Consider the following 24,829-nt stretch of genomic DNA (forward strand, 5'->3'; position numbering starts at 1 on the left):
CTCAGGACACGATCCGCCGCTGGAGCAGCGCGTCTCCGGGGCTCGGGTGGGGGCGGCTTGCCGGTGGCAGGCCGCCCCCGGCCGATGCTACGACGGTTCGGGAGCCTCCCAGCGAGTTGCCGAGAAGGTCACGGAGACCGGGGCCTTGGCGGTTACGGCGGTCACCTTCAGCAGAGCGACGTACTTGTCGAAGCTGCTGAACATGCAGAACCGGTCCCCGGTCCGCAGCTTGGAGACCGGCACGTCCAGGTCGTTGCCCTCGCCGCGTGCCGCGGCGTCCTGGCAAGCGGTGAGGTCCACGTCGGCGCCGCCCTTCACCCGGGCCGCGTATGCGCTGAACCGGATCTTCGGGTTTCCGGTCAGACAACTCGGGAAGTACTCGATGTCCCCGCCGCCGCCGGACAGTCTGTGCCTGTAGTTGACGTACGGAGTGTCCGGGCCGAGTCCAACGCCGCCGGGGGAGCAGTCGTGGGTCTTGGCCACGTCGTCGGAGACCGTGAAGGGCTGGTTCTCGTAGTTCTTGTCACCGGGCTGCGCCGGCGCACCTTGGGTCTTCGCCGGCCCGGCCCACAGGGTCGCCGACAAAGTGAGCTCCGCGACGGGGGTTCCGCTCACCTTCACCACGCGAAGGAGGATCACGCGGCCCCCCGCGGCGAAGTCCTCGCAGAACCGGTCCCCCACCACCAGGGCTCGGGTGCGGTAACCGTCGATGTCCGTACCGTTGCTGACCGCTGCCCGTGCCGCGTCCTGGCAGCCCGCCTGATCGAGGTCCCCGGCGTCCGCGGCTGCCTTGGCGACGGCCACGTCGTCGAAATCGAGTTGCCCGCTCGCCGAGGCGCAGGGAGGCGACCACGACAGGACGGGCGGCCTGCCCTCATCCGTCTGATCCCCGTCGTCATTCAGGCGCGGGTTCGACTCCTCGGGCCCGAGGACGCGCGGCCCGCTGTCCGCGAACTCCACATAGACGTTCGACGGGCATCCGTTCTTGATCGCCTGGACATTGCTCAGCGAGACTTCCTTGTCTCGGTAGAGCAGCCCGGTCCTGGAACCGCCCGACGTACGGGACGCCGATCCCGTGGACGCACCCGACGCCGAACCGGTCGGGCCTTCGGACTGCCCGCCGCCGTCACCGCAGCTCGAGAGCATCAGGGTCAGTAGCAGCGTGAGACCGCCGCCCCATAACGCCCTCGCCGTACGGCCGTTGTCTCCCCACACGTCAACTCCCCGTTCGCATTCGGAGGGCCACCCACCGTACCGGCTACCGGGAGGGTGCCGACAGGAGGCCGAGAATTCCGGACCTGGTCAGATGGCCTGGATCATCGTGCGCCAGGTACAGACCGAGAGGCTGGAGGCCGCGGAGGAGGAGAATCACGCACTGAGACCCGGCCGTCGCACGGCGGGCCGACAGCGTGTCAGGGTGCCATCGAGACACGGATGCCGACCGTGCCCGCCTTCCCGCGCCGCAACCGGCTGCCGAGGAGGGTGAGCCGCCCCAGGAGGCCGTACTTACGGGCCACGAGCTGGCGGTAGCGCGCGGTGGTGACCGCGTCGCAGACCTCGGCGACGGCGGGCCGCTGCTCACCGGTGGGTCTGCCCCGCACGTCACACGGCCCCACCAGCACGTCACCGCGGTTGCGGATCCGCTTGACCTTCCACGAGTCGACGGTCGTCCACACCCCCAGCGCCGCCCCGTCGGACACCACCCAGACCGGGGTGGCCACGGTCGAACCGTCCTTGCGGTAGCTGGTGAGCAGCAGATACTTACCGGTCCCGAGCCGTTCCAGCCAGGTCTCTTCCATACCGGAAGTCTAGGTGTACCGCCCTGCCGCAGGCCGTCACCCACCCCACTGCCGGTGCCCTGTGCGCCTTGATCACCTTCTGTAGCAGGGGGCTATCGTGGGCGACGCCAGGGAACCGCGTGACGCCAGGGCGGCATCTGCCGGGGGCGATCTGCAAGGTGGCGACAGAGCTTTGGGGGCGGAGTGCAGCCGGACAGTGGACCAGGTGTCGATCCCAGCCGGAGGGAGGCAGCCGCCTTCCTGCTGGACAAGATCCGTCAGGGCAACGGCTACGCCCGCGGCAAGAAGAAGCGGTTCGGCCGAAGTGCCTCCGCCACCAAGGTGGCGACCCTCGCACTGTCCGCCGCGTCCACCGTCATCCTGGGCTTGCAGAATCTCAACGCGTGGGCTGGTCTGGCCTTGGCGTGTGTGGCGCTGGTGACGTTGCTGGGAGCCGTCGAACCGTTCTTTGATTGGCGCTCCCGGTGGGTTCTGATGGAGGAAGCGCAGTATCGGTTCCAGCGGCTTGCCGATGACCTCGAATACCTTATGGCGTCAACGGCCGCCGAAGATCTCACCTTCGATCAGCTTGGCGAGATCTTCGGCCGCTATCAGGCGATCTGGGATGACCTGAGCCGCACCTGGCTGGAGCACCGTCGGGAACCCGCGCCGTCGACCCATGCCTAGAGGCGTGTGCATTGAGGCACCGTTGCTCCCGAGCCGCCGAGCTCGCGTCATACGGAGCCGACCAGGCCCGCGCGTGAGCGTCAGGAGTTCGTGGTCGCTCGGTCGGACTCGCTGCGCAGAACGCAGAATTCGTTGCCTTCGGGATCAGCGAGGATCGCCCAGCCTGAACCGTCGGGGTTCCGGTGATCGGAGACAAAGGTGGCACCGAGGCCCAGCAGCCGGTCCACCTCCTGATCGCGCGAGGTCTGAGGGCGCAGACACAGATGGATGCGGTTCTTGATCGTCTTAGCCTCGGGCACCTGGTTGAAGTACAGCACGGGGCCCTCCGTCAGCTGCACCTGAGTCTCCCGGCTACCCGGTCTGTCCTCCGGATGCAGCGGACGGCCTGTCACACTGCTCCAGAACCGAGCCAGCTCGTAGGCATCCGCACAGTCAATCGCCACGTTCTGCAATACCGAGACCATGTGCGCGAGCCTTCCTGATCTCCACGCCGAACGCCACCGAGTTGCACCAAGCCTTCGCGCATAAAGGTCAGGCTCCTGGCAGCACTTTCGATCCAGGCCGTAGCTCTGCCCACACCTTCTTGCCGCACGGCAGCGGCTCGGTTCCCCAGTCCGTCGCAAGCGTCCCTACGAGGGCTAAGCCGCGTCCGTTCTCGTCCCTGATGTCCGGCTACGCGTGGACCGGGGGCACCTTGGAGAAGTCCACGACGCCGATGTGCACTCGTGCCGGGTCCGGGCCGGACGCCGACGACGCGCGCGCCGAGATCGCCCGCCTGGCGAGCGTGATCGACTGCGAGTACGAGTTCGCCGACGAGGAAGAGGAGGAGTCCGCCTACGAGTTGCCCGACGGCGTCGGCGAACCGTTGCGCGGCCGCCTGACCCTCGATTGGAAGAGGCTCACCGCCGCGCCCGCGCTCCGCGGCACGCCACTCACCTCCGGCTGGCTGGTGTGCCGTGCACGCCGGGCTGAACGATTTGGAGTCCGGCGAGGATATCCACCTCACCGCGTCCGGCCGCCGCTGCGGCAACCCCCTCGACACCTGACGCGGTGTCTCGGAACCGAATCCGGTCGGGGGCCTCGTCCTAGGCGTATGCCGAGTTCGGGTTGTTCTGCCGTCCCGGGCTGGGTCTGGGACGGTAGACAGGCGGAGTTCCAGGATGACGGTGGGATCTTGCCTCTCCTCCCACGATGCCTCCCGCAAATCTTCCTTCCTGATCATGGGCTCCATTGTTTTCGCCAGCGAGCAAAGAGTGAGAGCCGCACCTACGGTCAAACCGGTGCCGTATCCCATCAGGTGTAACTTATCGGGGATTGCGTGACCAAACTCGTTGACCCTGGCGGCAACCGTTCCCGCAGCGCCCGGAATGGGAAGGCGAGGAAACTGACCCCTCTTTGTTCCCAGAGTCAACTGGTTCGATTCACCTGGGCTGACCTCCGATGAGATCCTCCCGAATGTCTGGCTTATATCCGGCTTATCCAGATCCGGGTGAAGGAACTCGTCAACAACTACTTGAAGCAGGGGAGTTGGAACGGTTACGTTGTCTCCTCGACGTCTGCAAGGTCACAAGTCAGCGGCTTGAAGGGTAGGAAATCTGACAGTTCCGGTTCAATGGACTCGAACCGGAACACGAGCCACTAGGAGTATTCGCGATGGAAATCATGGTCAACGGAAACCCGAAGGAAGTCTCGACTTCCGTGGCAGTGGGTGGCGTCGTCGACGAGCACTCACCTTCCCGCCAAGGTGTCGCTGTCGCCGTCAACGAAACCGTTCTCACGAGATCGCTCTGGGACTCCACTCCGCTGACCGAAGGCGATCGGATTGAGATCGTAACCGCGATGCAGGGAGGTTGACATGAGTGCCGACGATCCCCTGATCATCGACGGTGTAGAACTCACCTCACGGCTCATGCTCGGCTCGACCGAGGACTGTGACCTGGACCTCCTGGACAAAGTGCTGTCGGCATCGGGAGCCCAGCTTGTCACCGCGGCGATACGCCGGAAGCCACCGGGCTCTACGAGTTCATCGATCCTCGATGTGTTCGGCCGACACGCCGTTCGTGTCATACCCAACACATCGGGATGCGCGACCGCGCAGGAAGCCGTACTGACGTCCCAGCTCGCGCGGGAGGCCACCGGCGCCAACTGGGTCAAACTCGAAATCACGCAAGACTCACGCTATCTGATGCCAGATCCGCGCGAACTGCTCACTGCGGCCGAAAAGCTCGCTGCCGAAGGGTTCGTCGTCATGCCCTACATGAGCGATGATCCCGGTTTGGCCAGGCGGCTGGAAGAGGTGGGATGCGCCGCATTGATGCCGCTGGGCTCCCCCATCGGCTCCGGTCTCGGCATCGCGAATCCACGTAACATCGAGATGATCGTGGAACAGTCGAGCGTCCCGGTCATCGTTGACGCCGGCATCGGCACCGCCTCCGACGCCGCACAAGCAATGGAACTCGGTTGTGCCTGCGTCGCGACCGCTACCGCCATTGTCGGCGCGGGCAACCCACTGCATATGGCCACGGCGATGCGCAAGGCCATCGAGGCGGGCCGACTTGCCCACCTGGCCGCACGGATCCCCAAACGCCGCGAAGCGGTCGCCTCCTCGCCACTGACCGGCCACGCCGTCCTGCAGCGCCCACAGTGACTATCGAGAGGCTGCCGGGTGGGTCGCGGGCATCGCCACCATGCGTGGTTCAGCGGCGGCAGGCATGGCGTTACGACTGCTGGGCCGATCTGAGCGTGACGTCGGCCAGTTCGGCGTCCCGAGGCAGGTCGATGGCTGTCAGAATGGCCGTCGCAACAGATTCGGGGCTGATCAGGCGAGTGGGTTCGTAGCCACGTCCCTCGTACCGCAGCACCTGCTCCCCCATGGGGGTGGCCGTGCGGCCAGGGTGCACGGAGGTCACGCGTACACCATGGCCGTGCTCCTCAGCCCGCAACGTATCGGCCAGTGCCTTGAGCCCGTACTTGGACGCCGAATACACGGAAAAGTCCACGCGCGTGCTCAGGCCGGCGCTTGAGTTGACGAAGACGACATGCCCTCGTGCGGACCGCAGGGCGGGGAGCAAGAGCCGGGTCAGCTCCGCGGGTGCGATGAGATTGACCGCCAGCGTCGCTTCCCACACGCTGGCGGGCACCTCGTCGACCCGGCCAATGGTCAAGCAGCCCGCGGCATGGACGAGTGAGTCCAGCCGGCTCGGTAGCCCCGCACGCTCAACGGCCGTAGCGAGCTCTGCTGGCTGGGCAAGGTCCGCCACCACGACCCTGGCACCAGGAAATGTCTCGGCCAACTCCGCGGCCCGCTCCGCGTTCCGGGCCGGCAACCACAGATCGTCCCGGCGTGCATGCAGGCGCCTGGCAATGGCCGCACCGATGCCGGATCCGGCACCAGTGACCATATGTATCCTTGCCGACGGTCGCTCCACCTGACCTCCCACGCCTGTTCGTATGCAATCGGAAGCATCTCTGCGTATAGGTCCGTTTCACCTCGTTGACCTGCGATGCTCTCTTTTCTTGATTCCCGCGTGGCCTGGGGTGATGCCGAGAGATCGCACCTGATCAAGGCTTGTCGGCAGTGATATCGCCTTCGAGGGCGGACTCGAGGATCCTCTCCGTCAGCTGCTGCGGCAACCCGCCCTCGCCCGTCAGCTCGGTTTCGCCGGCCTTGGTCCGGTCCACCATCTGGCTGGTCAGCCGGTCGTCCAGAGCGTCCGGGCCCCAGCTGCGGGGTCGTGACGGTTCGTGATCCCTGCGGTAGCACGGGATCGTGAGGTGCGCGTAGAGGGGCGGCTATGCCCCGCCGAGCAGGAGAAGCGGGAACGGCTGAGGCTGGAGGCGGCCGCGCGGTTCGCGCGAGGTGATGAGGCCACGGTGCTCGCGGCCGATCTGCGGGTCACGGAGCGCACGGTGAGGCGGTGGCGCAAGGTCTGGCGCGAAGGCGGACCGGCCGCGCCATCAACCACGGTCCCGTGGCTGTGTCGAACCTCGTGCAGCCCCGCCGGAGGTTGAGCACTTCGCCGACTCTCGCGCCGGAGCGACAGGCGATGACGATGCAACGTGCCCAGCAGACGGGCGAGGTTGGGGGCCTCCTCGCGAATTATGCGGGCGGACCGCCAGGGGGGCCGTCCAGCAGCGCCAGAACGGCTGGGCACAAACCGGTGTTGCCTGCCAGCGACGAGCCTCGCTCCGCACTCCCAGCACGGGCCTTCCGGCGACCCGAAACACAACAGCCGCTGGGTACAGAACGCCCGTCGACCGAGGCGCGATCAGGCGGGGCTGATACGACCCCGCCAGCCGCCCTCCTCCTGGCCCCGGTGTTCGATGAAGTCCTTGAACCGGTGGAGATCGCCCTTGATCCTGCGGTCGAGTACCCCGGTCATGTCCGCGGCCTTCTCCGCCACCCCGGTCGGGTCGAAGACGAGGGCCAGATTGACCTCGGTGTGGTTCGCGTCCAGGGGGCGGAAGGTCACCAGGCCCTGCTGCTGGACGTCGCCCGAGGTGGTGCGCCAGGCGATGCGCTCGTCGGGGAGCTGATCGACGATCTCGGTTTCGAACTCACGGTGCACACCGGCGATGGAGGTCGACCAGTGGTTGTGCCGGTCGTCCACCTGGGTCACCTGATCCACGCCTTCCATGAACCGTGGGAACTCGGTGAACTGCGTCCACTGGTTGTAGGCCGTGTGCAGCGGAACCTCAACCTCGACGGATTCCCGCACGGTGCTCATCAGAGTCTCCTTCCTACGCTGTCACGGCACCGGGTTGCCAGGCGGCGCGCTCGTGAAACGTCCGGTACGGGCCCGAGCCGGCTCCTCGATCTCGCCGTGGCAGCGCAGGTCAACGAGGGTCTTGGCGGCTCATAGTGAAGATCTTCATTCCGAGGTCTTGTCTTCATCTTGGTGAAGCTCTTCAATATGTCGTACCCCGACGAAATTCCTGAGGCGGTTCGGCGCATGAGTGAGGCGAGTGACGCGATGTCCGGCAAGGGCATGAACATCGAGGTGATGGTCGCCACGGTGGGCGCACAGATCAAGGTGCTGCGTAAGCAGTTCGGCCTCACGCTCGACGACCTCAGCCGGCGTTCCGCGGTGTCCACCGGACTCATCAGTCAGGTGGAGCGCGGCAAGGGCAATCCCTCGTTCGCGACCCTGGTGCAGATCGCCCACGGTCTCGAAGTGCCCGTCGGTCGCCTTTTCCATCTGACCGAGCAGCTCAGCCCGGTCGTGCGGCGCGACGAGCGCCGTGCGCTCGATTTCCACAACACCGGCGCGACCGATCCCGACGACGCCCGTTACGAGCTGCTCACTCCCAGTCTCAATGGCGCGCTCGAGGTCATCTGGGTGGAGACCCAGCCGGGCCACAACACGAGCAAGACCCCGTTCCGCCACAGTGGCGAGGAATTCGGGATCGTCTTGTCCGGGGTGAAGGACGTCATTCTCGACGGCGTGCGCCACCGGCTCCACCCCGGTGACTCCATCACGTATTCATGCAGCATTCCGCACTGGTACGAAAACAGCGGCGACGAGCCCTCGACATCGATCTGGGTGATCACTCCTCCCACCTGGTAGCGGACTCGGGTTCTCGGCGCCTCCTCAATGTCCTGTCCGACCGTGGCCAGGGCACGGGTCCCGCACGGGCGATCTCGTCCGTAGCCCTTCCCCTTGCGAGGTGCCCCTATGGCATCGCTCTCCTACCGTTCCCGCACTCAACACAGCGCCCTCTCTCCTCGGCGCGCCTTCTTCGCCCTCGGCGGTGGCAACGCCGTCGAGTGGTACGACTGGATGGTCTACGGCCTTCTCGCCTCCTACCTGGGTCCGCAGTTCTTTCCGTCCGGCAACTCCCTCTCGTCCACCCTGTCCGCACTCGTCGTCTTCGCCGTCGGGTTCGCCGCCAGACCACTGGGCGCGCTCGTCTTCGGCACGCTGGCCGACCGGCTCGGCCGCCGCCGCATCATGCTGGTGTCCATCGGTGGCATGGTGGTCAGCACCGCCGTCATCGCCGTACTCCCCACCCACGCGAGCATCGGTGTGTGGGCCGGGGTGATCCTCGTCGTCTGCCGGGTCCTGCAAGGACTTTCGACCGGTATCGAGGCCCCGCTGAACTCCGCGTACATCGTGGAGATGGCGCCCGAGGGCCAGACCGCGCGGTACGGCGGCATCGTCAGCGTCTATGTGCAGTCCGGCATCATCGCGGCGTCGCTCGTCGCCTTCCTCACGACCACATGCCTCAGCACGGCGGACATGGAGGCGTGGGGCTGGCGTATCCCCTTCGCCGTCGGCGCCGTCATCGGTGCCCTCTTCCTGTGGCTCCGCCGCAACCTGCCCGAAACGCTCCACAGGTCCTCCGCCCCCGAGGCGACCCCGCCCGCCTCCCAGGTGTGGCGGGAGGTCGGTCGCAACAAACTCGCCCTGCTGGCCATCGTCTTCGTCGTGGCGGGCGCGCAGGCGCTCAACTACACCTGGTCGACCGGGCTGCCCAACCTGGCGCGCACGGCGTACGACGAGGATGCCAGCGCGGTGTTCGCCGTCACCACGCTCAGCGGGCTCTGTATCGCTGTGCTCTACCCCCTCGCGGGGCGTCTCGCGGACCGTAAGCGCATCTCCCGCACCTTCCTCGTCAGCAGACTCGCGGCCGTGCCCCTGGTCTTCGCGGTCCTGGCCTACCAGGCCCCCGGGATGGTCCTGTTCACGATCGTCATGCTGATCGGCGCGCCGGTGCTGGCTTTCACCATGGGGCTCTACACCACCGTCTCCGCCACGCTCATGCCGATGAGCTGCCGGGTCACCGGGGTGGGCATCGGCTATGCCGTGGGGGTCGCCGGTTTCGGCGGCACCGCTCCCTACATCCTGCTGTGGCTCCAGGACCGGGGCGTTTCCTGGGTGTTCCCGGTCTACGTGGCCGTTCTCTGCCTGCTGAGCGCCCTGTTCTACACGCTCGCCTTCCGCCGCGGCTCCGTCCGCATCGGAACGTGAAACCGCACCGGAAAGCCGAAAGGAGTCATCTGTGCCCTCCCACATGGAGACCACGGAGACCATCGCCCTCGACGCCGTGGAAGCACCCGTGGTCCAGCGGTCCGACGTGATCGTGGTGGGCGGTGGCCCGGCCGGGGTCAGCGCCGCCGTCTCGGCCGCCCGCAGCGGAGCCGATGTCACACTCCTCGAACGGTACTCGGCCCTGGGCGGCCTCGCCTCGGGCGGCATGGTGCTGGTCCTGGACGACATGGTCAACGGGGACGAGGTCACGGTCACCGGCATCGTCGACGAGTATGTCGAGCGGATGGCCAAGATGGGGCTCGCCACGTATCCGCCGGTGGAGGAACGCTTCTCTTCCCCCGAGACGTGGGCCAAGTGGGGGCGTTGGGGCGCCTTCGACTTCCATTCCCACCTCACCCCGAAACCGATCTGCTACGCCGTCGCCTTCGACCCCGACGGGTGGAAGCGGGTCTCCAACGACCTGGTCCGCGAGAACGGTGTCCACCTCCGTCTGCACAGCTGGTTCTCCCGCCCGGTGGTGCGGGATGGCGCCGTCCGGGGAGTGGTCTGCGAAACCAAGGCCGGTCCGCAGGCGGTCATGGGCGATGTGGTCGTCGACACCACCGGCGATATCGACGTCGCCTCGCGCGCCGGTGCGGCGCACACCCAGGGCAGCTACCTCACCACCCTGGTCTTCCGCCTCGGCGGCGTCGACACCGAGGCGGCACAACGCTACGAGCAGGAGAACCCGCGCGAAGTCCGCGCCATCAACCGCAAGATCAAGCGAATGCTCGGAGGGGCCTGGGAGCTGTGGTGGCTCAAAACCCCGATTCCCGGTGTGGTGTGGTGCAACTGCCCCCATATGACGGGGTTCGACGGCACCGACCCGGCATCCCTCACCGAGGCCGAGTTCGAGGCGCGGTCCCGCATCTCCGCCGTCCTCGACACCATCCGACAGGACCTGCCCGGTTTCACCGGAGCGTATCTGCTCGATGTCGCCGAGCAGATGGGTGTCCGGCAGACGCGGCTGCTCCAGGGCGAGTACGTGATGACGAAGGAGGATGTGACCGGCCGCCGCCACTTCCCGGACTCGGTGGCACGTGGCCGGGATTACTACTACCCCTACCGCTCCCTGCTGCCCCGCGGTGTGGACCAACTGGTCGTCGCGGGCCGCCACTACTCGGCCACCCCCGAGGCCCAGCGGATGTCACGGGAGATCCCCCCGTGCATGGCGATGGGACAGGCGGCGGGCATCGCCGCCGCGACGGCGGCGGAGTGGGGGATCGCCGTCAGGGACGTCGATCCCGCGGTCATCCAGCGGCGGATGCGCGACCAGGGCGCCGACCCGGGCGACATACCGGCCCCGAACGCGACCACCGACCATCCCGTGGAGGCCACCGCATGACCGGCCCGCAGCAGCTCAGCGGCATCACCGTCGTCGACTTCACCCAGGTCTTCATGGGCCCTTCGTGCACCCAGTCGCTCGGCGACTACGGAGCCGACGTCATCAAGATCGAGCGACCCGGCACCGGCGATATGACCCGGACGTCGATACCCGACCCGGACGGCCCGGACAACCCGATCTTCCTCTCCATCAACCGCAACAAGCGCAGCGTCGCCATCGATCTGCGCACTCCTGAGGGCCGCGCGGTAGTCGAGGATCTGGTGCGTGACGCCGATGTGGTGGTCAGCAACTTCCGTGCCGGAGTGATGGAGCGGCTGGGGCTGGGATACCAGGAGGTCCGGGCGCTCAACCCGCGCGCCATCTGGGCCTCGGGCACCGGCTTCGGACCTCAGGGCCCGTACGCCCGCAAGGGCGGACAGGACGCCATCGCCCAGGCGTACAGCGGAGTCATGTGGCGACGGCCCTCCGACGATGTGCCGTTCGCCCTCTACGCGACCACGATCTGTGACTACATCACCGGACAGCACCTCCTCCAGGGCATCCTGCTGGCGCTGCTGCAACGCGAACGCACCGGCGAGGGGCAGCGGGTCGATGTCACGATGTACGACTCCATGCTGCACCTCCAGATGCAGGAGGCCTGCCAGCAGCTGATGCGCGGAGACGAAATCAACTGGGCGGCGATGCCCCTGACGGGCGTGTTCCCCACCACGGACGGAGCGGTGTGTCTGGTCGGCGGCTTCACCCGCGACCCGCTGCGCGCGTTGAGCCACGCCCTGGATCTGGACGAGGACCTCTCCCGGCGCGCCGACCTCGCCACCCTGGAGCAGCAGTTCGCGGCCAAACCGGAGCTCCAGCGGCTGTTCGCCGAGCGGCTGGCGAAGAACACCACCGCGTACTGGGTCGACCGCCTGGATGAACACCACATCCTGTGCGCCCCCGTACACAGCCTCCGTCAGGCGCTCGATGATGAGCAGACCGCGGTGAACAACATGATCGTCGAAATGGACCACCCCACCGTCGGCCGCGTACGCGCCCTCAACGCCCCCATACGGCTCTCCGCGGGACCGGCCACCGTCCGGCTCGCCCCGCCCCGGCTGGGCGAGCACGGCACCGAGGTACTCGCGGAACTCGGTTACAGCGCCGAGGACATCGCGGTGCTCCGGGACAAGGGGGTGCTCGCGTGACCACCGACGGGATCCGCTACGAGCGCGACGGACACATCGCCCGGGTCACCCTCGACCGGCCACACGTGCTGAACGCGGTCGACTCCGCGGCACACGCCCGGCTGAACGAGATCTGGGCCGCGATCGAAACGGACCCGGACGTAAGGGCCGTTGTGCTGACCGGTGCCGGTGAGCGCTCGTTCTGCACGGGCGCCGATATGTCCGAGAGCGCCGTGCACAAGTCCGGCCTGGACTACTGGGCCGCACTCGACCCCAACGGCTTCGGCGGTCTCACCCTGCGCAGCACGCTCGACATTCCGGTGATCGCCCGTGTCAACGGTTACGCGCTCGGCGGCGGTATGGAGCTGGTCCTCGGCTGTGATCTGGTGATCGCCGCCCAGCACGCCTCGTTCGGTCTCACCGAGCCCCGCGTCGGGCGCATCCCTCTCGACGGCGGCGTCGGCCAGCTCGTGCGGCGCCTTCCGCACACACAGGCGATGGGGCTGCTGCTCACGGGGCGGCGCGCGACCGCCGCCGAGATGCACCGCATGGGGCTGGTCAACGAGGTGGCGGCGGACGGTGAGTTGGACACGACGGTCGACCGCTGGATCGCCGACATTCTCGCCTGCGCTCCCACGGCGCTGAAGGCGATCAAGCAGATGGCCGCCACCGGTGCCGCGCTCTCGCCACGCGAGGCACACGCGCTGCGCACCCCGGCACTCGTGGCCGCACTGGACAGCGAGGACGCCACCGAGGGGGTACGCGCCTTCCGGGAGAAGCGAAGCCCCGTCTGGCCGGGGCGCTGACCGACCCGGGCCGGGAACCGCGGCCCTCCGCCGTCCGAGGGCCGCGGCTCCCACCGCCGACCCCGGCACCCACCCCGACGACTCAAGGAACCCCCATGTCACACCATCTGGCCCCCGGAGTCTGGGGCGTTGTGGCCACGCCCTTCCTCGGCTCCTCCCACGACATCGACGAGACCAGCCTGACCCGCCTGGTGCGGCACTACGAGGCCATCGGCGCCACCGGACTGACCGTCCTCGGCGTCTTCGGCGAGGCGTCCCGGCTGTCGGCCGACGAGCGCCGCACCGTCCTCGACGTGGTCGCCGAGAGCGTCGATCTGCCACTCGTCGCCGGTGCCACCGCGCTGGCCACCGCCCCGGTGATCGAAGAGGCCCGGCTGGTGACCGAGACCGTCGGTGACCGCCTCGCCGGACTCATGGTGCAGGTCAACTCACCGGATCCGGCCACGGTGGCGGATCATCTGAACGCGGTGCACGAGGCCACCGGCGCCCCCGTCGTCGTCCAGGACTATCCCGAGACCAGCCGGGTCGTCATCCGCACGGCGGACCTGATCACGGCGGTGCGGGCGGTCCCCTCGGCCGTGGCGCTCAAGGCGGAGGCCCCGCCCACGCCGTCCTCGGTCGCGGCGCTGACCGCCGGGCTCGACATCCCGGTCTTCGGCGGCCTCGGCGGTCTGGGTCTCCTCGATGAGCTGGCCTGCGGAGCCGCGGGCGCCATGACCGGCTTCTCCTGCCCCGAAGGGCTGCTCGCATGCACCCGGGCGTGGCACGAAGGGGGCTACACAGCGGCCCGGGACGCCTATCTGCCCTACCTCCCGCTGGTCAACTTCGAGGCACAGGCGGGCATCGGCCTCGCCGTGCGCAAGGAGGCGATCCGGCGCCGCGGTCTCTTCCTGGAAGCCGGGGTGCGGCCGCCCTCCCGTTCCCTGCCCGAACCGCTCGTACCGCAACTGGACCGGCATCTGTCCGCGACACCCGGCGCGATCCTGGCGGGGGTGCACTGATGGATCTCGGAATCGACGGGAAGACCGCCCTGGTCGCCGCCTCCACCTCCGGACTCGGCCGCGCGGTCGCCGAAGCCCTCGCGGCCGAAGGCGCGCGGGTGGTGGTGGCCGCACGACGGGGCGACCTGGCCAAGGAGATCGCGGCGGCCCTGCCCACGGCGGTCGGTGTCGAAGCGGACCTGAGCGTGGCCGACGGCCCCCGGCTCATGGTCGAGGCCGCGCGCCGGGCCTTCGGGGACCCCGACATCCTGGTCCTCAACGGGCCGGGCCCCAGGCCCGGGAGGGCGGCCGATACGACGGACGACGACCTCTCCGACGCCCTGGCCACCCTGCTGCTGGCCCAGCGGCGACTGACCGCGCTGACCCTGCCCGCCATGCGCGCGCGTGGCTGGGGCAGGATCGTGGCCATCGCCTCCAGCGGTGTCGCCGCGCCTCTGCCGGGCATGGCCCTGTCGAACACCGGACGGGCGGCAACCGCCGCCTACCTCAAGACCCTCGCGGGCGAAGTGGCCGTGGACGGTGTCACGGTCAATCTGCTGCTGCCGGGCCGTATCGCGACGGAGCGGGTCGCCGCACTCGACCGCGCCAGGGCGGACCGGGAACAGCGGGCGCTGGCCGACGTCGAGGCCGCGTCCCGCGCCACCATTCCCGCGGGGCGCTACGGCACCCCCGAGGAGTTCGGCGCGGCGGCCGCGTTCCTGTGCTCGGCGCCCGCCTCGTACATCACCGGCACCGCACTGCGCTGCGACGGCGGTCTGGTGAGCGCGCTGTGAAGGCCACCCCGCGCGACCTCGCGCTGCTGCCCAAGGCCCATCTCCACCTCCACCTGGAGGGCTCGATGCGGCCCGGTACGCTCGCCGACCTCGCGGCCGCGGCCGGGATACCGGGCCCGGACGTCCGCGGCTACCGGACCTTCGCCGAGTTCGTCGCCAGCTACGCCGACGCCGTGGCCCTCGTCCGCACCGAGTCCGATCTGCGCAGGGTCGTACGCGAGGTCGTCGAGGACGCGGCCGCCGACGGCGCGGTGTGGCTCGAGCCCGCCGTCAACCCACTCGCCTACCGCGGCCGTCTGGGACCACCAGGACACGTCCTCGACCTCCTGCTGGACGAGGCGCGTACCACCGCGGACCGGCTCGGCATCGGCTGCGGCCTCATGGTCACCGCCCAGCGCCACCTTCCGCCGCCGACCGCCGTGGAGCTCGCGCAACTGGCGGCGTCCCGGGCCGGAGCGGGCGTGGTGGCGTTCGGACTCGCCGCCGACGAGCAGCGGTACGCCCCCGAGCCCTTCTCCCGAGCGTTCGCCACCGCCCGGGACGCGGGTCTGATCAGCGCCCCGCACGCCGGTGAACTCGTCGGCGAGGCAAGCATCGTGGGAGCCCTGGACGCACTCGGCGCGGACCGGATCGGCCATGGGATACGGGCCGCCGAGTCACCCGGCCTGATGGCCAGACTCGCCGCCGAGTCCACCGTCCTCGACGTCTGCCCCACGTCCAACGTCTCACTGGGCCTGGTGGCCACATTCGCCGACCACCCGCTGCCGCGGCTCCTCGAGGCCGGTGTGCGCTGCACGATAGGTGCCGACGACCCCTTGCTGTTCGGCACCGGGCTGCTCGACGAGTACACCGCCGTCCGTGACGTCCTGGGCCTCGACGACAACTGCCTCGCAGACGTGGCCCGGTGGTCACTGGAGGCGTCCGGGGCCCCGCGGCCGGCGGTCGCCGCCGCGCTCCGGGACATCGGGACATGGCGGAGCGCACCACCTCCCGACGACCCCCCTGACACACCCGATACGAGCGTTTCCGAGGGAGCACCATGACCACCAGCATGCGTACGGACACCCTCCGGGTCGGCAACCTGATCGCGGGCCGACGGCTGCCCGGCGAGGGCTCCGAACGCCGCAATCCCGCGGACCCCACCGACCTGGTCGCCGTTACCCCCTCCTCCGGCGGGGACGAGGTCGCCGCCGCCGTCGGCGCCGCCGCCGACGCCCAGCCCGGCTGGGCGGCGCTCCCCGCTCCCGCACGTGGCGCCGTGCTCATGGACGCGGCGGAAGTCCTGCGCACCCGCCATGAGTCCGTCGCCCGCGATCTGGTCCGGGAGGAGGGGAAGACCCTGGCCGAGGCACGCGGCGAGGTGCGGCGCGCGATCGACGTACTCCGGTACTTCGGCTCCGCCGGCTGGCACTCGGGCGGCCGGTCCCTGCCCAGCTCCCAGCCCGACACCCTTGTCCACACCCGCAGGGAACCACTCGGTGTGGTGGGGGTGATCACCCCGTGGAACTTCCCCATCGCGATTCCCGCCTGGAAGACCGCCCCGGCGTTGATCAGCGGGAACACGGTGGTGCTCAAACCCGCTGAGATCACTCCGGTGTCGGTGTACCACTTGAGCGAGGCCCTGCTGGCGGCCGGACTGCCGCCGGGCGTCCTCAACGTCGTCCACGGCAGCGGGTCCGTCGTCGGTGAGTCGCTGACCGCCGACCCGCGGGTCGCGGCGGTGTCGTTCACCGGCTCCACCTCCGTGGGTCTGCGCATCGAGCGCGCCCTGCACGAGCGGCGCGGACGGGTCCAGGTCGAGATGGGCGGCAAGAACGCCCTGGTCGTCCTGGACGACGCGGATGTGGAGAAGGCCGCGCGTATCGCGTCGGCGGGCGGCTTCGCCCTCACCGGCCAGGCGTGCACCGCCTCGTCCCGCATCATCTGCACCCCGGCCGTGCACGACGCACTCGTCGAGGCCCTCATCGAGGAAGCCCGGCGCTACCGGCCCGGCAACGGCCTGACCGAGGGCACGCTCATGGGGCCGGTGGTCAGCGAGCAGCAGCTCGCGAGCGATCTGGACGCGATCAGGACGGCCCGCTCCGAGGGGGCGACGGTCACCGCCGGTGGCGAAAGCGCCCGGGGGCTGATGCTGGATCCGGCGATCCTGACGAACGTCGGGCGGGACGACGCGGCCGCCCGCGACGAGATCTTCGGCCCCGTCCTGGCCGTCATGCCGGCCGCCGACCTCGACGAGGCGATCGACATGGTGAACGACTCCCGCTACGGTCTCGCCGCCGCGATCTGCACCCGCGACCTCGCCGCGGCACACCACTTCGCCCATCGCGCCCGGGCCGGGGTCATCAAGGTCAACCGGCCGACCACCGGACTCGACCTCAACGTCCCCTTCGGAGGGGTGAAAGACTCCTCCAGCAACACCTACCGTGAACAGGGCGCGACGGCGGTCGACTTCTACACCTGGACGAAGTCGGTGTACATGGGCTGGGACGGCTAGACCCGCTCTTCCGGATCGCGCTCACGCGCGTGCGATAGGTTGCCCGCCATGAGGGGACTTCGATCCGTCACCTGGCCACCTGCCCGGATAACGACCGAACGGCTTGTGCTCCGCGAGTCCGAGGCCCGCGACCGGGCGGCGTTCATCGAGCTGTTCGCCTCGCCGGAGGTGGGCACCTTCATCGGTGGCCCTCGACCGCGTGATGAGCTCGAAGGCGCGGTGCCCGAGGTGCCCGGGCAGCGCCCCGGCCTCTTCGTGGTCGATCTCGACGGCGCGATGATCGGCATGATCACGCTTGATCGGCGCGAGGCGGAGCGTCCGGGCCATCTCCGTCCGGCTGCCGGTGAGGTCGAACTCGGTTACCTGTTCCTGCCGGAGGCGTGGGGACGCGGGTACGCCACCGAGGCGTGCGCGGCGGCCCTCGGCTGGATCGCCGACGCACTTCCCGGCGAGCCGGTGGCGCTCTGTACCCAGAGCGCCAACGAACGCGCGATGCGCCTCGCGGCGAAGCTGGGGTTCACCGAGGTGGAACGGTTCGAGGAGTACGGCGCCGAGCAGTGGTTCGGCATGTGGTCCCCGGCCACGCCATCCGGTTGAGCCGGGCAGTCGGCCGTCAGGTGTCCGGTGCGGGCGCGCCCTGGCTCCTGATCTCACCGGACAGGACCTAGCACTTCGGCAGGTTTCCCAGACCCACGGAACCACGCGCACACCAATGCTGGTTGGGGTAGCCCCGGGACCAGTCGAAGATGACGCCTTCCCCGGAGGAGTCGCCGAGCGGCGTGACGGCCGAGTCCTCCAGATCGATGAAGGGGTGGATGGATCCATCGCCGCCCGTCTGGAAGCGCAGTCTGTCCGAGCGCCCGGCATCGGCTTCGGCGCACTGCCACACGCCGACTCCCGTGTCGGTGTCATTGCGTGAGTCCATGCAGAACGAGGGGTCCGCATAGCTGTGGATCACGTTGCCGGAGCCCATGTACCAGCCCTGTGTGGCGGCATCACTACAGGTCTGGACGGTGACATCGGCCCCCGCCACCATACGGCCGTCACGCACGCCAAGACAGAGACCGTTCCTGCCGTTCACCACGTTCGCGAAGGCGGGCCGCGGCTTGGGCGGGTCCGATGGCTTGCCTCCGCCGGTCGATGACGGGCTGGGCTTCGGGGCCTTCTTCCGCCGGTGGTGCTCGGGGGAGGACGGGGCCGGGGAGGAGGTCGAGGGTGAGGGGGACGCCGTCCCCGAGTGGGACGCGGGCGCGAGCGGGGGAGAAGTGTCCACCGAGGGAGCGGCCCTGGGCGTGGCGTCCTCCTTGGACTTGGCGACGTGGCGCCCCGGGGTCAGGGAGACCACCGCCACCGTGGTCACGGCCACGACAGCGATCGCGACGGCAAGCGTCGCCGTGGCCTTCCCGCGCGTTCCGGAGGTGCGCCGGACGCTCCCCGTCGGCCACCGACCCGTGAGCGCGGTGGTGACGACCGTACCGAGCAACTGGGCGGCACTGCCGCCGGATACGGCGGCGGAGCCGACGGGCCGGGCACCGCGGCCGTCTTCGGATCCGTCGCTCATGGCGCGCCGGGTGTGGTGCGTGGCGAGGTACATGGCTCCGCCCCACGGCAGCAGCCCCTCCACGAGCACCACGGCCGGATGCTGGTCCAGGCCCACCAGTTCACGCAGTACGAGGCGACACCGGGAACAGCCTGTCAGATGGTTCTCCAGGTCCCTGCTCCGGTGCGCGCCGGAGCGGCGTGCCTCCGCCTCCAGCAGACCGCTGAAGCGCCAGCACTCGTCACCCTCCGCCTGGTCGGGACCGCTCCGGGCCAGGTGGGCGTTGGCCACATGGGTGCGCAGATAGACCTCACGGCAGTCCTCCAGGGCCTTCTGACCGAGCGACAGAACACTCTGCGGCTCCAGGCCCAGGAGCCGGGCGGTCCGGGTGGCCGCGTCCTCCTCCACGAGGGAGTGCCACAAGAGGGCCTGGGTGCGTTCCGGCAGTGTGAGGAAGCTGCTCAGCAGGAGCGATCGCCTGTCGAATGACAGGGCGTCGGTTCCGTCGCCCGAGATACCCTCTCCGCTGTCGCCGAGTGAGGCGGTGAGCCCCAGAGCCACATCGCCGTACCGGTCGGTGTCCGTCCAGTCCGCGGCGGTCAAGTACACCAGCAGAAGCAGATGGTGCCGCCATGCCTCCCTGGGGCGTGCCGTGGTGTCGATGGCCTGCTCGGCACGGCTGAAGACGGTGTCGGCAAGCCGGTCGGCGGCCCGCTGATCGCGGCAGCAGAGACGCGCGTAGGCCAGTACGGCGCCCTGGTGGCGACGGCGGAACTCGGCGGTGGCACGCTCGGCGGCGGGGCCACCGGAACCCATCAGGGGCGTGAGCTCGGCGTCGGGGAGGGTGGCGTACGGGATGTCCGCCGGATTCGCCTCCCCTCCCGGTGCAGCTTGCTCGGTTTCCTCTTCGGAAGGCAACCGATCGGCCCCGTCGGGTTGAGACACGCAATCCACTCCTTGTTCCCCGTTCTGCGAACCATCGTGACCACGGGCTGCACCGGGGTGAAAAACCGCCTGACGCCCAGCCGAAGCATTCTGGTTTTCCTTCGCCCCGACTCATGTAATTCCGGCAATAGCCACGACAACGCGAGGCGAGAGAACGGAATGGTCACTACGTAGCGAAGGAGGAGGCAACCTTGCCACGGAGAGCTACCAAGTGTCGACCCTGAACGGCGACTAGGGAATTTCCCTGGTGCGGTGCAGACCCGCAGAAAGGAGGCGCTGGGCAAGAGTTCGGCACCGATGGACCGGAAAAGTACAAGCCTAGTGAAACCTCTGCCCGGAGCGCAGCGTTTCGTCATACTGTGAGTGGCACGAACGCGGTGTGGGCCCACCCCCGTATAACCAAGGGACCCCCGGCGTGCGGGACGCGAAGACATGCGTTGCGCGGTCTTCGCTCGTTCTCTTAAGTGAGGTCGACGAGTTGAGCAACGGATGTGCGACCCGGCAAGTACTTCGGACCTCTGTCGCGATCTATAGTGAATAGTGCGATGAGCATCGTTCGTGAAAGCGACCTGTCCAGACGGTCGTGGCTACAGAAGCTGACGGCGAGTCGAGCCGTTCGAACTCCAAGCGGTTGTGGGCACCATGAGGGAGAGGCTGGCTGGTTCGTTGAACAACCGCTGGGAATGGCCGAGCATTTAGTGTGCTTCGTGGTCAGCGGTGGTTGCACCGGTGTGGCCGGACACGAGGGGTTCAGTCTGAATGCGGGCAGTGTCGTGTGGATCAGGCCGGGGACCCCCTTCACGCTCTCGACCCCGTTGAACAAGCGAACGGTGATGTACTGGTTCCGCTTGACCGCGGACACGGATGCCGATGGCTGTCTGGGCCCCTTCATGCAGGTGCATGATGTGTGGGACCTCAGAGGAGTCTTCGAGCTGCTCGCCACCGAACTCGGCTCCACCCTCCCTCACCAGGACGAGCGGATGACCGGCCTGCTCCTGGTGCTCTTCACTTCGCTGTTCCGCGGAGCCGGACGCGATACCGTCGCCGGCCTGATGAGCGTCCAGGCGCGGCAGGCGGTCGAACAGTATGTGGACGTCAACATCGCGAAGCGCTTCCGCGCCGCCGACCTCGCCCGGGTCGCGGGACTGTCGCCCGACTACTTCACACGGGTCTTCCGGAAGACCTTCGGGATGCCGCCCCGGGAGTGGGTAATCCGCCGACGTGTCCAGCACGCCGCCCGGCTGCTCGATGAGACGGACATGTCCGTGACCAAGGTGGCCGCTCTCTACGGCTACCCCGACTCCTTCCTGTTCAGCAGGCAGTTCAAGGCCGTCATGGGTGTCTCCCCCCAGGCGTACCGCGGCGGAGGAGTCGCGGCCGTCACTAGCCGATGAAGACATTGGAGGCCGCCACCACGGTCGCGGTGTGCTGTGCCGCCGGATCGTTGCACGTCGTCGCGGAGTCGCCGCTCCTGGCGGCGGCCTTCCCACCGAAGAACACCGTCGAACTTCCCCGGGACACCGTTCCCTTGTTGTCCGGTGGCGCCTTGAAGACACCGACCGGAGGGATATGCGGAGGGGTGTTGTACGCGGTGGAGCCCACGGTGGCGGCGGGCTTGTGGCCGATCAGGACCGTCTGACAGCAGCCGTCCGCGAGTGTGCCGGAGAAGGGGAACGGCATGGGCGTTTCCACCGGCCCGCCGGGGGAGGGGACCAGCACGGTATGGGTGTCCACACCCACGATCCGGTCCCCCATGGCCGCGGCGGACACTGTCGCCATGATGTGTGCTCCTTCCGGTGTGCTTCCTCGTGGTGTGCTTCATTTCGTGTGTTGTGCCGTGTGCTTCGTGACGTCACGGCTTCCGGACCCTCGACTGCCCGGAGAGGAGGGCGGCGGGTGTGCATGAGGTGTCCCCGCTGGCCCCCTGTCCACCGGGTGTCCGGCAGCGCACGGCGAGGACCACCTCCTCACCGGCCTTGAACTCCAGGGGTTGTTTGAGATGGCGTTCCTCGTCCCGGTCGGGGTCCAGGCTGAACTGGAACAGTACGGAGTCATCGCGCTGGAGGCGCACAACCCCGGTGTCACCCGCGGTGTTCTCGAAGAAGATGTCGCTGACGTACTTCGTCGTCCCCTCCGGCACCGTGTACCGCGCCTCGGTGTTGAACTCGTCGGACACCGCGGCCCGTGCGTCGATCCGGAAATCGTCGGCCCGGAGCCCGTCCCCGTCCGCTCCATCGGATCCGTCCCCCGGTGGCTCCTCCTTGTCCCCGCCCTTCCCGCCCTCCTTTTCTCCGTCATCCCCCTCCTTGTCCGCACCCGGGGGAGTGTCATCCGGCCCCGGGGAACCGCTGGGGTCGCCGCCTCCGCCACCCGGTGAGTCCGACTCCCCTCCTCCCGTGGCCCCGCCCGTCGTCTTCTTTTCCGCGCCCGGGATCTGGGAGCCACCGCCGGCCGGCGGTTCCTGGGCGGCCGCCTGCTTCCGGGCCTCGCTCTCGACCGTCGGCTGGAGCACGAGGAACCACAGGGCCATGAACGCCATGATGACGGCGGCCACCGCCAGCACGAACGCCGAGACCCCCGGTGAGATCACCGCCGTCTTCACGAACGTGCCGTCCGCCGTCCGCTCCTGGCCGTCCTCACCGGCGACGACGACCACCTGGAAGGGCAGGGTGACGTCCGCGCCGCGCCACAGCAGCTGCCTCGGTCTGATCCGGAGGGGTACGACCACGCCCTTGCCGCGGGCGACCTCCACCTCGTGGTGTTTGAACGCCTTGCGCAGGGCGTCGTCGGGGTCCGAGGCGAAGAGGCGTGCCATGAGCGGTGCGTTGCCGTGGTTCTCCACCACCACGTGGTACCGCCCGGAGAACCGTCCGCGCTTGGAGCTGGGCCGTAGCGTCATGGCGATGTCGGTGAAGGCGCCGACCGCTACGGTGCCCTCCTCCACCACCGATCCCTCGAAGTCCTCACGGGACATGACGCGCAGGGCGTAGCGGGCTTCACCGGCGGCCAGATCCGTGGACTTCGAGGGCTTGAACACGATCTCGGCCGCGACGCACTGATCCGGGAAGACATTGGCCTCCGCGGGCTCTACGGAGACCCAGCCCTTCGCGTCGCCAACGATGTCCAGCTGGAAGTGGTCGACGACCGAGCCGGTGTTGACGATCTGGACTGTCTGCCTGCTCTCCTCACCCGGGATCGCGGTGACGTTGTCTTCCAGTAGCAAAACGATGGCTCCCACGTCCTCAGCCTGTGCCTCTCACGTAGAACGGCGCAGTGGCCACCGGCCAGCCATCCGGGCCCGGTTGTCTGCACGATGGGGAAGCACGGGCGTGCCGAAAGCGGTCCTCGACGGCGGACGGCCACCGGCTCAGGAAAGCAGGGAGAACCACTCGAGCTCCGAGACGGCCACGTCGGCGTTCTTCTTGGACGGGAAGGTGTCGCCCACGGAAACCTTGACCCCCTTGATCCCGGTGGCGCCCTTGAGGGAGAACTTCTGCGGAGTGGCCGTGTCCTCCAGAGTGATCACGGAGGTCTTCCCATTGCTGAACGTCAGGAAGAGGATGCGCGGGCGGCCGTGGTCGGTCAGCGCGTCAGCGGCTCCCGAGGTGACGATCAGCTGGTCCAGAGTGACCAGTCGGTCGAACTCAAGCTTGATCGTGGCCTGTTGGGCGTCCTCGCCCTCCGCCTTGTACGGCGCCAGCCAGTAGGAGTTGCTGTACTGATCCTGGACCTTGTCCGCCCCATGGCCCTTGATCGAGGTCTTGGACGTCGCCTTCTCGGGCCGGACCGGCGAGTACCGGGATTCCAGGAAGCCCTTCGCCTTGTCCCGCACCCCCTGAACCTCGGAGTTCACCGCGTTCCGGTACGGGGGATAGCTCGCGTACACGATGCAGGACAGACAGAACAGCAGACCCCCGATGATCTTGACCTTGTCGAAGGCCGTCCGCCACCGGTCGTTGGGGGCGGCTGCCTCACCCGATGTCTGCCCGGAGCCGGTCCCCAGCGGGACGACGCGAGGGCCACGCCGGAAACGCAACCTGCGCCACCAGGGGATCCTGGCGACCTCCGCCTCGCTGAGGTCCGTGCCACAGCGTGCGCAGAACCTCCGGGTGGGCCTGTTCCCCTGACCGCAGTCGCCACAGATCAGATCTCCGGGGCGCAGCTGGTTGCTGCGCGCCGTACGGCGGTCCCGCTGCGGGCGCCGCTGATGGGGGGCCTGCGGGAGGACCTCGTCCACGTCATCGTCGTCCAGCTCGTCGTCCGCCGGACGCCGAGGCGCCACGGGCGCGATGAGCGCCGCGTCATCCGCCCGGGTGGGCGGAGGCACCGGAAGGGGAATGCTGACGGTCCGCTCCGGGTCGTCGTCCGTCGCCTGGCCGGAGTCTGCCGATGCGTTCCGCTCCCCGTCGCTGTCACCGTCGAGCCGGGGTGGTGGCGTACGGAAGCCGGGCGGGCGTGATGCGCTTCCCGGTGCGGGTGTTCCGCTCAGCGGCGGTGTGCCCAGGCCGGACGGGGGTGTCCCGCCCAGGGGCGGTGTGCCCGGACCCGGTGGGCGTGTTGCTCCCAGTGAGGGTGGTGTACCGAGGTATGCGGAGCGTGTTCCGCTCGGTGGCGATGGGGGTGTGCCCAGCCCTGGCGGGCGTGTTCCGCCGGGTGAGGGTGGCGGTGTGCCGAGGCCGGGCGGGTGTGTCCCGCTCCGCGGGGGAGTGCTCAGGCCCGGGGGCCGTGTTCCGCCCGGCGTGGGTGGCGGCGTACCCGGACCTGGTGGGCGTGTTCCGTCGGCTGGGGGTGGTGCGTTGAGACCTGGCTGGTGTGGTGCTCCCGCTGAGGGTGGGGGTGTGCCGAGGCCCGAGGGACGTGCTGCAACGCCCGGTGGGGGTGTGCCGAGGCCGGGCGGCCGGGATGCGCCACCCGGTGGGGACGGTGGAGTGCCAAGACCCGGCGGCCGTGCACCACCCAGCGGTGGTGTGCCCAGGCCGGGCGGGCGTGTTCCGCCCAGCGGTGGCGGTGGTGTGCCCAGGCCGGGTGGTCGTGGTGCGCCCCCGGGTTGAGGTGGCGGTGTCCCCAGGCCGGGCGGGCGTGTTCCGCCCAGCGGTGGCGGGGGGAGGCCCAGGCCCGGGGGGCGTGCCCCGCCGGGCCTGGCTCCGAGGCCGCCGAAACCCGTCGGCACCTGGACCGGCGCACGCGTGGCCGTCGGTGTCAGCGCCTGGGCCGCCGCCTGCTGGACTCGGAGGAACCACGGAGTCCTCCGCCGCGGCGGCTCCGG

General features: G+C 68.9%; 24 protein-coding genes. 15 read left to right on the forward strand and 9 right to left on the reverse strand.

The window, feature by feature from the left end:
• Positions 1–87 precede the first annotated feature (87 nt).
• Together AB0C66_RS15445 and AB0C66_RS15450 are read right to left on the reverse strand one after the other, a co-directional pair.
• Positions 88–1,215 carry a hypothetical protein gene (locus tag AB0C66_RS15445; RefSeq protein WP_362437511.1) on the reverse strand — a complete coding sequence of 376 codons (1,128 nt, stop codon included), beginning with the start codon at positions 1,213–1,215 and terminating at the stop codon, positions 88–90.
• Between the two features lie 197 nt (positions 1,216–1,412).
• Entirely contained in the window at positions 1,413–1,799 is a 387-nt protein-coding gene (locus tag AB0C66_RS15450; RefSeq protein WP_362437513.1) for a PPOX class F420-dependent oxidoreductase, read from the reverse strand.
• A gap of 183 nt (positions 1,800–1,982) precedes the next feature.
• Between AB0C66_RS15450 and AB0C66_RS15455 the strand changes: the two genes are divergently transcribed.
• Positions 1,983–2,465, forward strand: a complete 483-nt coding sequence (locus tag AB0C66_RS15455) for an SLATT domain-containing protein (RefSeq protein WP_362437515.1) — start codon at positions 1,983–1,985, stop codon at positions 2,463–2,465.
• Positions 2,466–2,545: 80 nt separating this feature from the next.
• On the opposite strand, the gene AB0C66_RS15460 is transcribed toward AB0C66_RS15455, so the two are convergent.
• A complete protein-coding gene (locus tag AB0C66_RS15460; protein ID WP_362437517.1) occupies positions 2,546–2,929 on the reverse strand; it encodes a VOC family protein in 384 nt (127 codons plus the stop codon).
• A 1,189-nt stretch (positions 2,930–4,118) separates the two neighbouring features.
• Between AB0C66_RS15460 and thiS the strand changes: the two genes are divergently transcribed.
• Together thiS and AB0C66_RS15470 are read left to right on the forward strand one after the other, a co-directional pair.
• Positions 4,119–4,319 (forward strand): sulfur carrier protein ThiS, encoded by a 201-nt coding sequence (gene thiS, locus AB0C66_RS15465; protein WP_362437519.1) that lies wholly within the window; start codon positions 4,119–4,121, stop codon positions 4,317–4,319.
• 1 nt (position 4,320) lies between these two features.
• Complete coding sequence (locus tag AB0C66_RS15470) at positions 4,321–5,112, forward strand: thiazole synthase (RefSeq protein WP_362437521.1); 792 nt, start codon at positions 4,321–4,323, stop codon at positions 5,110–5,112.
• Positions 5,113–5,182: 70 nt separating this feature from the next.
• Here AB0C66_RS15470 and AB0C66_RS15475 read toward each other — a convergent pair whose 3' ends face one another.
• Complete coding sequence (locus AB0C66_RS15475) at positions 5,183–5,866, reverse strand: SDR family oxidoreductase (protein WP_362437523.1); 684 nt, start codon at positions 5,864–5,866, stop codon at positions 5,183–5,185.
• Positions 5,867–6,239: 373 nt separating this feature from the next.
• On the opposite strand from AB0C66_RS15475, the gene AB0C66_RS15480 reads away from it, so the two are divergent.
• Positions 6,240–6,476, forward strand: a complete 237-nt coding sequence (locus AB0C66_RS15480) for a helix-turn-helix domain-containing protein (RefSeq protein ID WP_362437525.1) — start codon at positions 6,240–6,242, stop codon at positions 6,474–6,476.
• Positions 6,477–6,733: 257 nt separating this feature from the next.
• Here AB0C66_RS15480 and AB0C66_RS15485 read toward each other — a convergent pair whose 3' ends face one another.
• A complete protein-coding gene (locus AB0C66_RS15485; protein ID WP_362437527.1) occupies positions 6,734–7,192 on the reverse strand; it encodes an SRPBCC family protein in 459 nt (152 codons plus the stop codon).
• A gap of 171 nt (positions 7,193–7,363) precedes the next feature.
• Between AB0C66_RS15485 and AB0C66_RS15490 the strand changes: the two genes are divergently transcribed.
• From AB0C66_RS15490 to AB0C66_RS15535, 10 genes are all read left to right on the forward strand, one after another.
• On the forward strand, positions 7,364–8,032 hold the full coding sequence (locus AB0C66_RS15490; RefSeq protein WP_362437529.1) for an XRE family transcriptional regulator: 669 nt from the start codon (positions 7,364–7,366) through the stop codon (positions 8,030–8,032).
• Between the two features lie 108 nt (positions 8,033–8,140).
• Entirely contained in the window at positions 8,141–9,436 is a 1,296-nt protein-coding gene (locus AB0C66_RS15495) for an MFS transporter (RefSeq protein ID WP_362437531.1), read from the forward strand.
• A 31-nt stretch (positions 9,437–9,467) separates the two neighbouring features.
• Complete coding sequence (locus AB0C66_RS15500) at positions 9,468–10,841, forward strand: FAD-dependent oxidoreductase (protein WP_362437533.1); 1,374 nt, start codon at positions 9,468–9,470, stop codon at positions 10,839–10,841.
• Positions 10,838–12,025 carry a CoA transferase gene (locus tag AB0C66_RS15505; protein WP_362437535.1) on the forward strand — a complete coding sequence of 396 codons (1,188 nt, stop codon included), beginning with the start codon at positions 10,838–10,840 and terminating at the stop codon, positions 12,023–12,025. Before AB0C66_RS15500 ends, AB0C66_RS15505 begins: the two co-directional genes overlap by 4 nt.
• On the forward strand, positions 12,022–12,810 hold the full coding sequence (locus AB0C66_RS15510) for an enoyl-CoA hydratase-related protein (RefSeq protein WP_362437537.1): 789 nt from the start codon (positions 12,022–12,024) through the stop codon (positions 12,808–12,810). The genes AB0C66_RS15505 and AB0C66_RS15510 overlap by 4 nt, the downstream gene beginning before the upstream one ends.
• Before the next feature lie 95 nt (positions 12,811–12,905).
• Positions 12,906–13,811, forward strand: coding sequence for a dihydrodipicolinate synthase family protein (locus AB0C66_RS15515; protein WP_362437539.1), 906 nt, complete (start codon positions 12,906–12,908; stop codon positions 13,809–13,811).
• On the forward strand, positions 13,811–14,584 hold the full coding sequence (locus tag AB0C66_RS15520) for an SDR family oxidoreductase (protein WP_362437541.1): 774 nt from the start codon (positions 13,811–13,813) through the stop codon (positions 14,582–14,584). Before AB0C66_RS15515 ends, AB0C66_RS15520 begins: the two co-directional genes overlap by 1 nt.
• Complete coding sequence (gene add, locus AB0C66_RS15525; protein WP_362437543.1) at positions 14,581–15,627, forward strand: adenosine deaminase; 1,047 nt, start codon at positions 14,581–14,583, stop codon at positions 15,625–15,627. Before AB0C66_RS15520 ends, add begins: the two co-directional genes overlap by 4 nt.
• Positions 15,624–17,078, forward strand: coding sequence for an aldehyde dehydrogenase family protein (locus AB0C66_RS15530; RefSeq protein ID WP_362437545.1), 1,455 nt, complete (start codon positions 15,624–15,626; stop codon positions 17,076–17,078). Before add ends, AB0C66_RS15530 begins: the two co-directional genes overlap by 4 nt.
• A gap of 48 nt (positions 17,079–17,126) precedes the next feature.
• Positions 17,127–17,675: a GNAT family N-acetyltransferase gene (locus AB0C66_RS15535; protein ID WP_362437547.1), complete on the forward strand. Its 549-nt coding sequence runs from the start codon at positions 17,127–17,129 to the stop codon at positions 17,673–17,675.
• A 67-nt stretch (positions 17,676–17,742) separates the two neighbouring features.
• Here the strand turns inward: AB0C66_RS15535 and AB0C66_RS15540 are convergent, their stop codons facing one another.
• The gene (locus tag AB0C66_RS15540) at positions 17,743–19,563 is read right to left on the reverse strand and encodes an RICIN domain-containing protein (RefSeq protein WP_362437549.1); all 1,821 of its coding nucleotides are present in this window, start codon (positions 19,561–19,563) and stop codon (positions 17,743–17,745) included.
• Between the two features lie 815 nt (positions 19,564–20,378).
• Between AB0C66_RS15540 and AB0C66_RS15545 the strand changes: the two genes are divergently transcribed.
• Positions 20,379–20,957, forward strand: a complete 579-nt coding sequence (locus tag AB0C66_RS15545) for a helix-turn-helix transcriptional regulator (RefSeq protein WP_362437551.1) — start codon at positions 20,379–20,381, stop codon at positions 20,955–20,957.
• Here AB0C66_RS15545 and AB0C66_RS15550 read toward each other — a convergent pair.
• From AB0C66_RS15550 to AB0C66_RS15560, 3 genes are all read right to left on the reverse strand, one after another.
• Positions 20,947–21,342 carry a PAAR domain-containing protein gene (locus tag AB0C66_RS15550; protein ID WP_362437553.1) on the reverse strand — a complete coding sequence of 132 codons (396 nt, stop codon included), beginning with the start codon at positions 21,340–21,342 and terminating at the stop codon, positions 20,947–20,949. The two genes, AB0C66_RS15545 and AB0C66_RS15550, sit on opposite strands and share 11 nt — an antisense overlap.
• 73 nt (positions 21,343–21,415) lie before the next feature.
• The gene (locus AB0C66_RS15555) at positions 21,416–22,801 is read right to left on the reverse strand and encodes a hypothetical protein (RefSeq protein ID WP_362437555.1); all 1,386 of its coding nucleotides are present in this window, start codon (positions 22,799–22,801) and stop codon (positions 21,416–21,418) included.
• Between the two features lie 129 nt (positions 22,802–22,930).
• Entirely contained in the window at positions 22,931–23,890 is a 960-nt protein-coding gene (locus AB0C66_RS15560; RefSeq protein ID WP_362437557.1) for a hypothetical protein, read from the reverse strand.
• Positions 23,891–24,829: the final 939 nt, after the last annotated feature.

The organism is Streptomyces sp. NPDC048636 (genome assembly GCF_040650655.1).
GTDB lineage: Bacteria > Actinomycetota > Actinomycetes > Streptomycetales > Streptomycetaceae > Streptomyces.

Coding starts and splice junctions, on each gene's coding strand:
- AB0C66_RS15450 (WP_362437513.1), bottom strand. CDS start 1,799: ATGGAAGAGACCTGGCTGGAACGGCTCGGGACCGGTAAGTATCTGCTG.
- AB0C66_RS15460 (WP_362437517.1), bottom strand. CDS start 2,929: ATGGTCTCGGTATTGCAGAACGTGGCGATTGACTGTGCGGATGCCTAC.
- thiS (WP_362437519.1), top strand. CDS start 4,119: ATGGAAATCATGGTCAACGGAAACCCGAAGGAAGTCTCGACTTCCGTG.
- AB0C66_RS15470 (WP_362437521.1), top strand. CDS start 4,321: ATGAGTGCCGACGATCCCCTGATCATCGACGGTGTAGAACTCACCTCA.
- AB0C66_RS15475 (WP_362437523.1), bottom strand. CDS start 5,866: ATGGTCACTGGTGCCGGATCCGGCATCGGTGCGGCCATTGCCAGGCGC.
- AB0C66_RS15485 (WP_362437527.1), bottom strand. CDS start 7,192: ATGAGCACCGTGCGGGAATCCGTCGAGGTTGAGGTTCCGCTGCACACG.
- AB0C66_RS15495 (WP_362437531.1), top strand. CDS start 8,141: ATGGCATCGCTCTCCTACCGTTCCCGCACTCAACACAGCGCCCTCTCT.
- AB0C66_RS15505 (WP_362437535.1), top strand. CDS start 10,838: ATGACCGGCCCGCAGCAGCTCAGCGGCATCACCGTCGTCGACTTCACC.
- AB0C66_RS15515 (WP_362437539.1), top strand. CDS start 12,906: ATGTCACACCATCTGGCCCCCGGAGTCTGGGGCGTTGTGGCCACGCCC.
- AB0C66_RS15520 (WP_362437541.1), top strand. CDS start 13,811: ATGGATCTCGGAATCGACGGGAAGACCGCCCTGGTCGCCGCCTCCACC.
- AB0C66_RS15530 (WP_362437545.1), top strand. CDS start 15,624: ATGACCACCAGCATGCGTACGGACACCCTCCGGGTCGGCAACCTGATC.
- AB0C66_RS15535 (WP_362437547.1), top strand. CDS start 17,127: ATGAGGGGACTTCGATCCGTCACCTGGCCACCTGCCCGGATAACGACC.
- AB0C66_RS15550 (WP_362437553.1), bottom strand. CDS start 21,342: ATGGCGACAGTGTCCGCCGCGGCCATGGGGGACCGGATCGTGGGTGTG.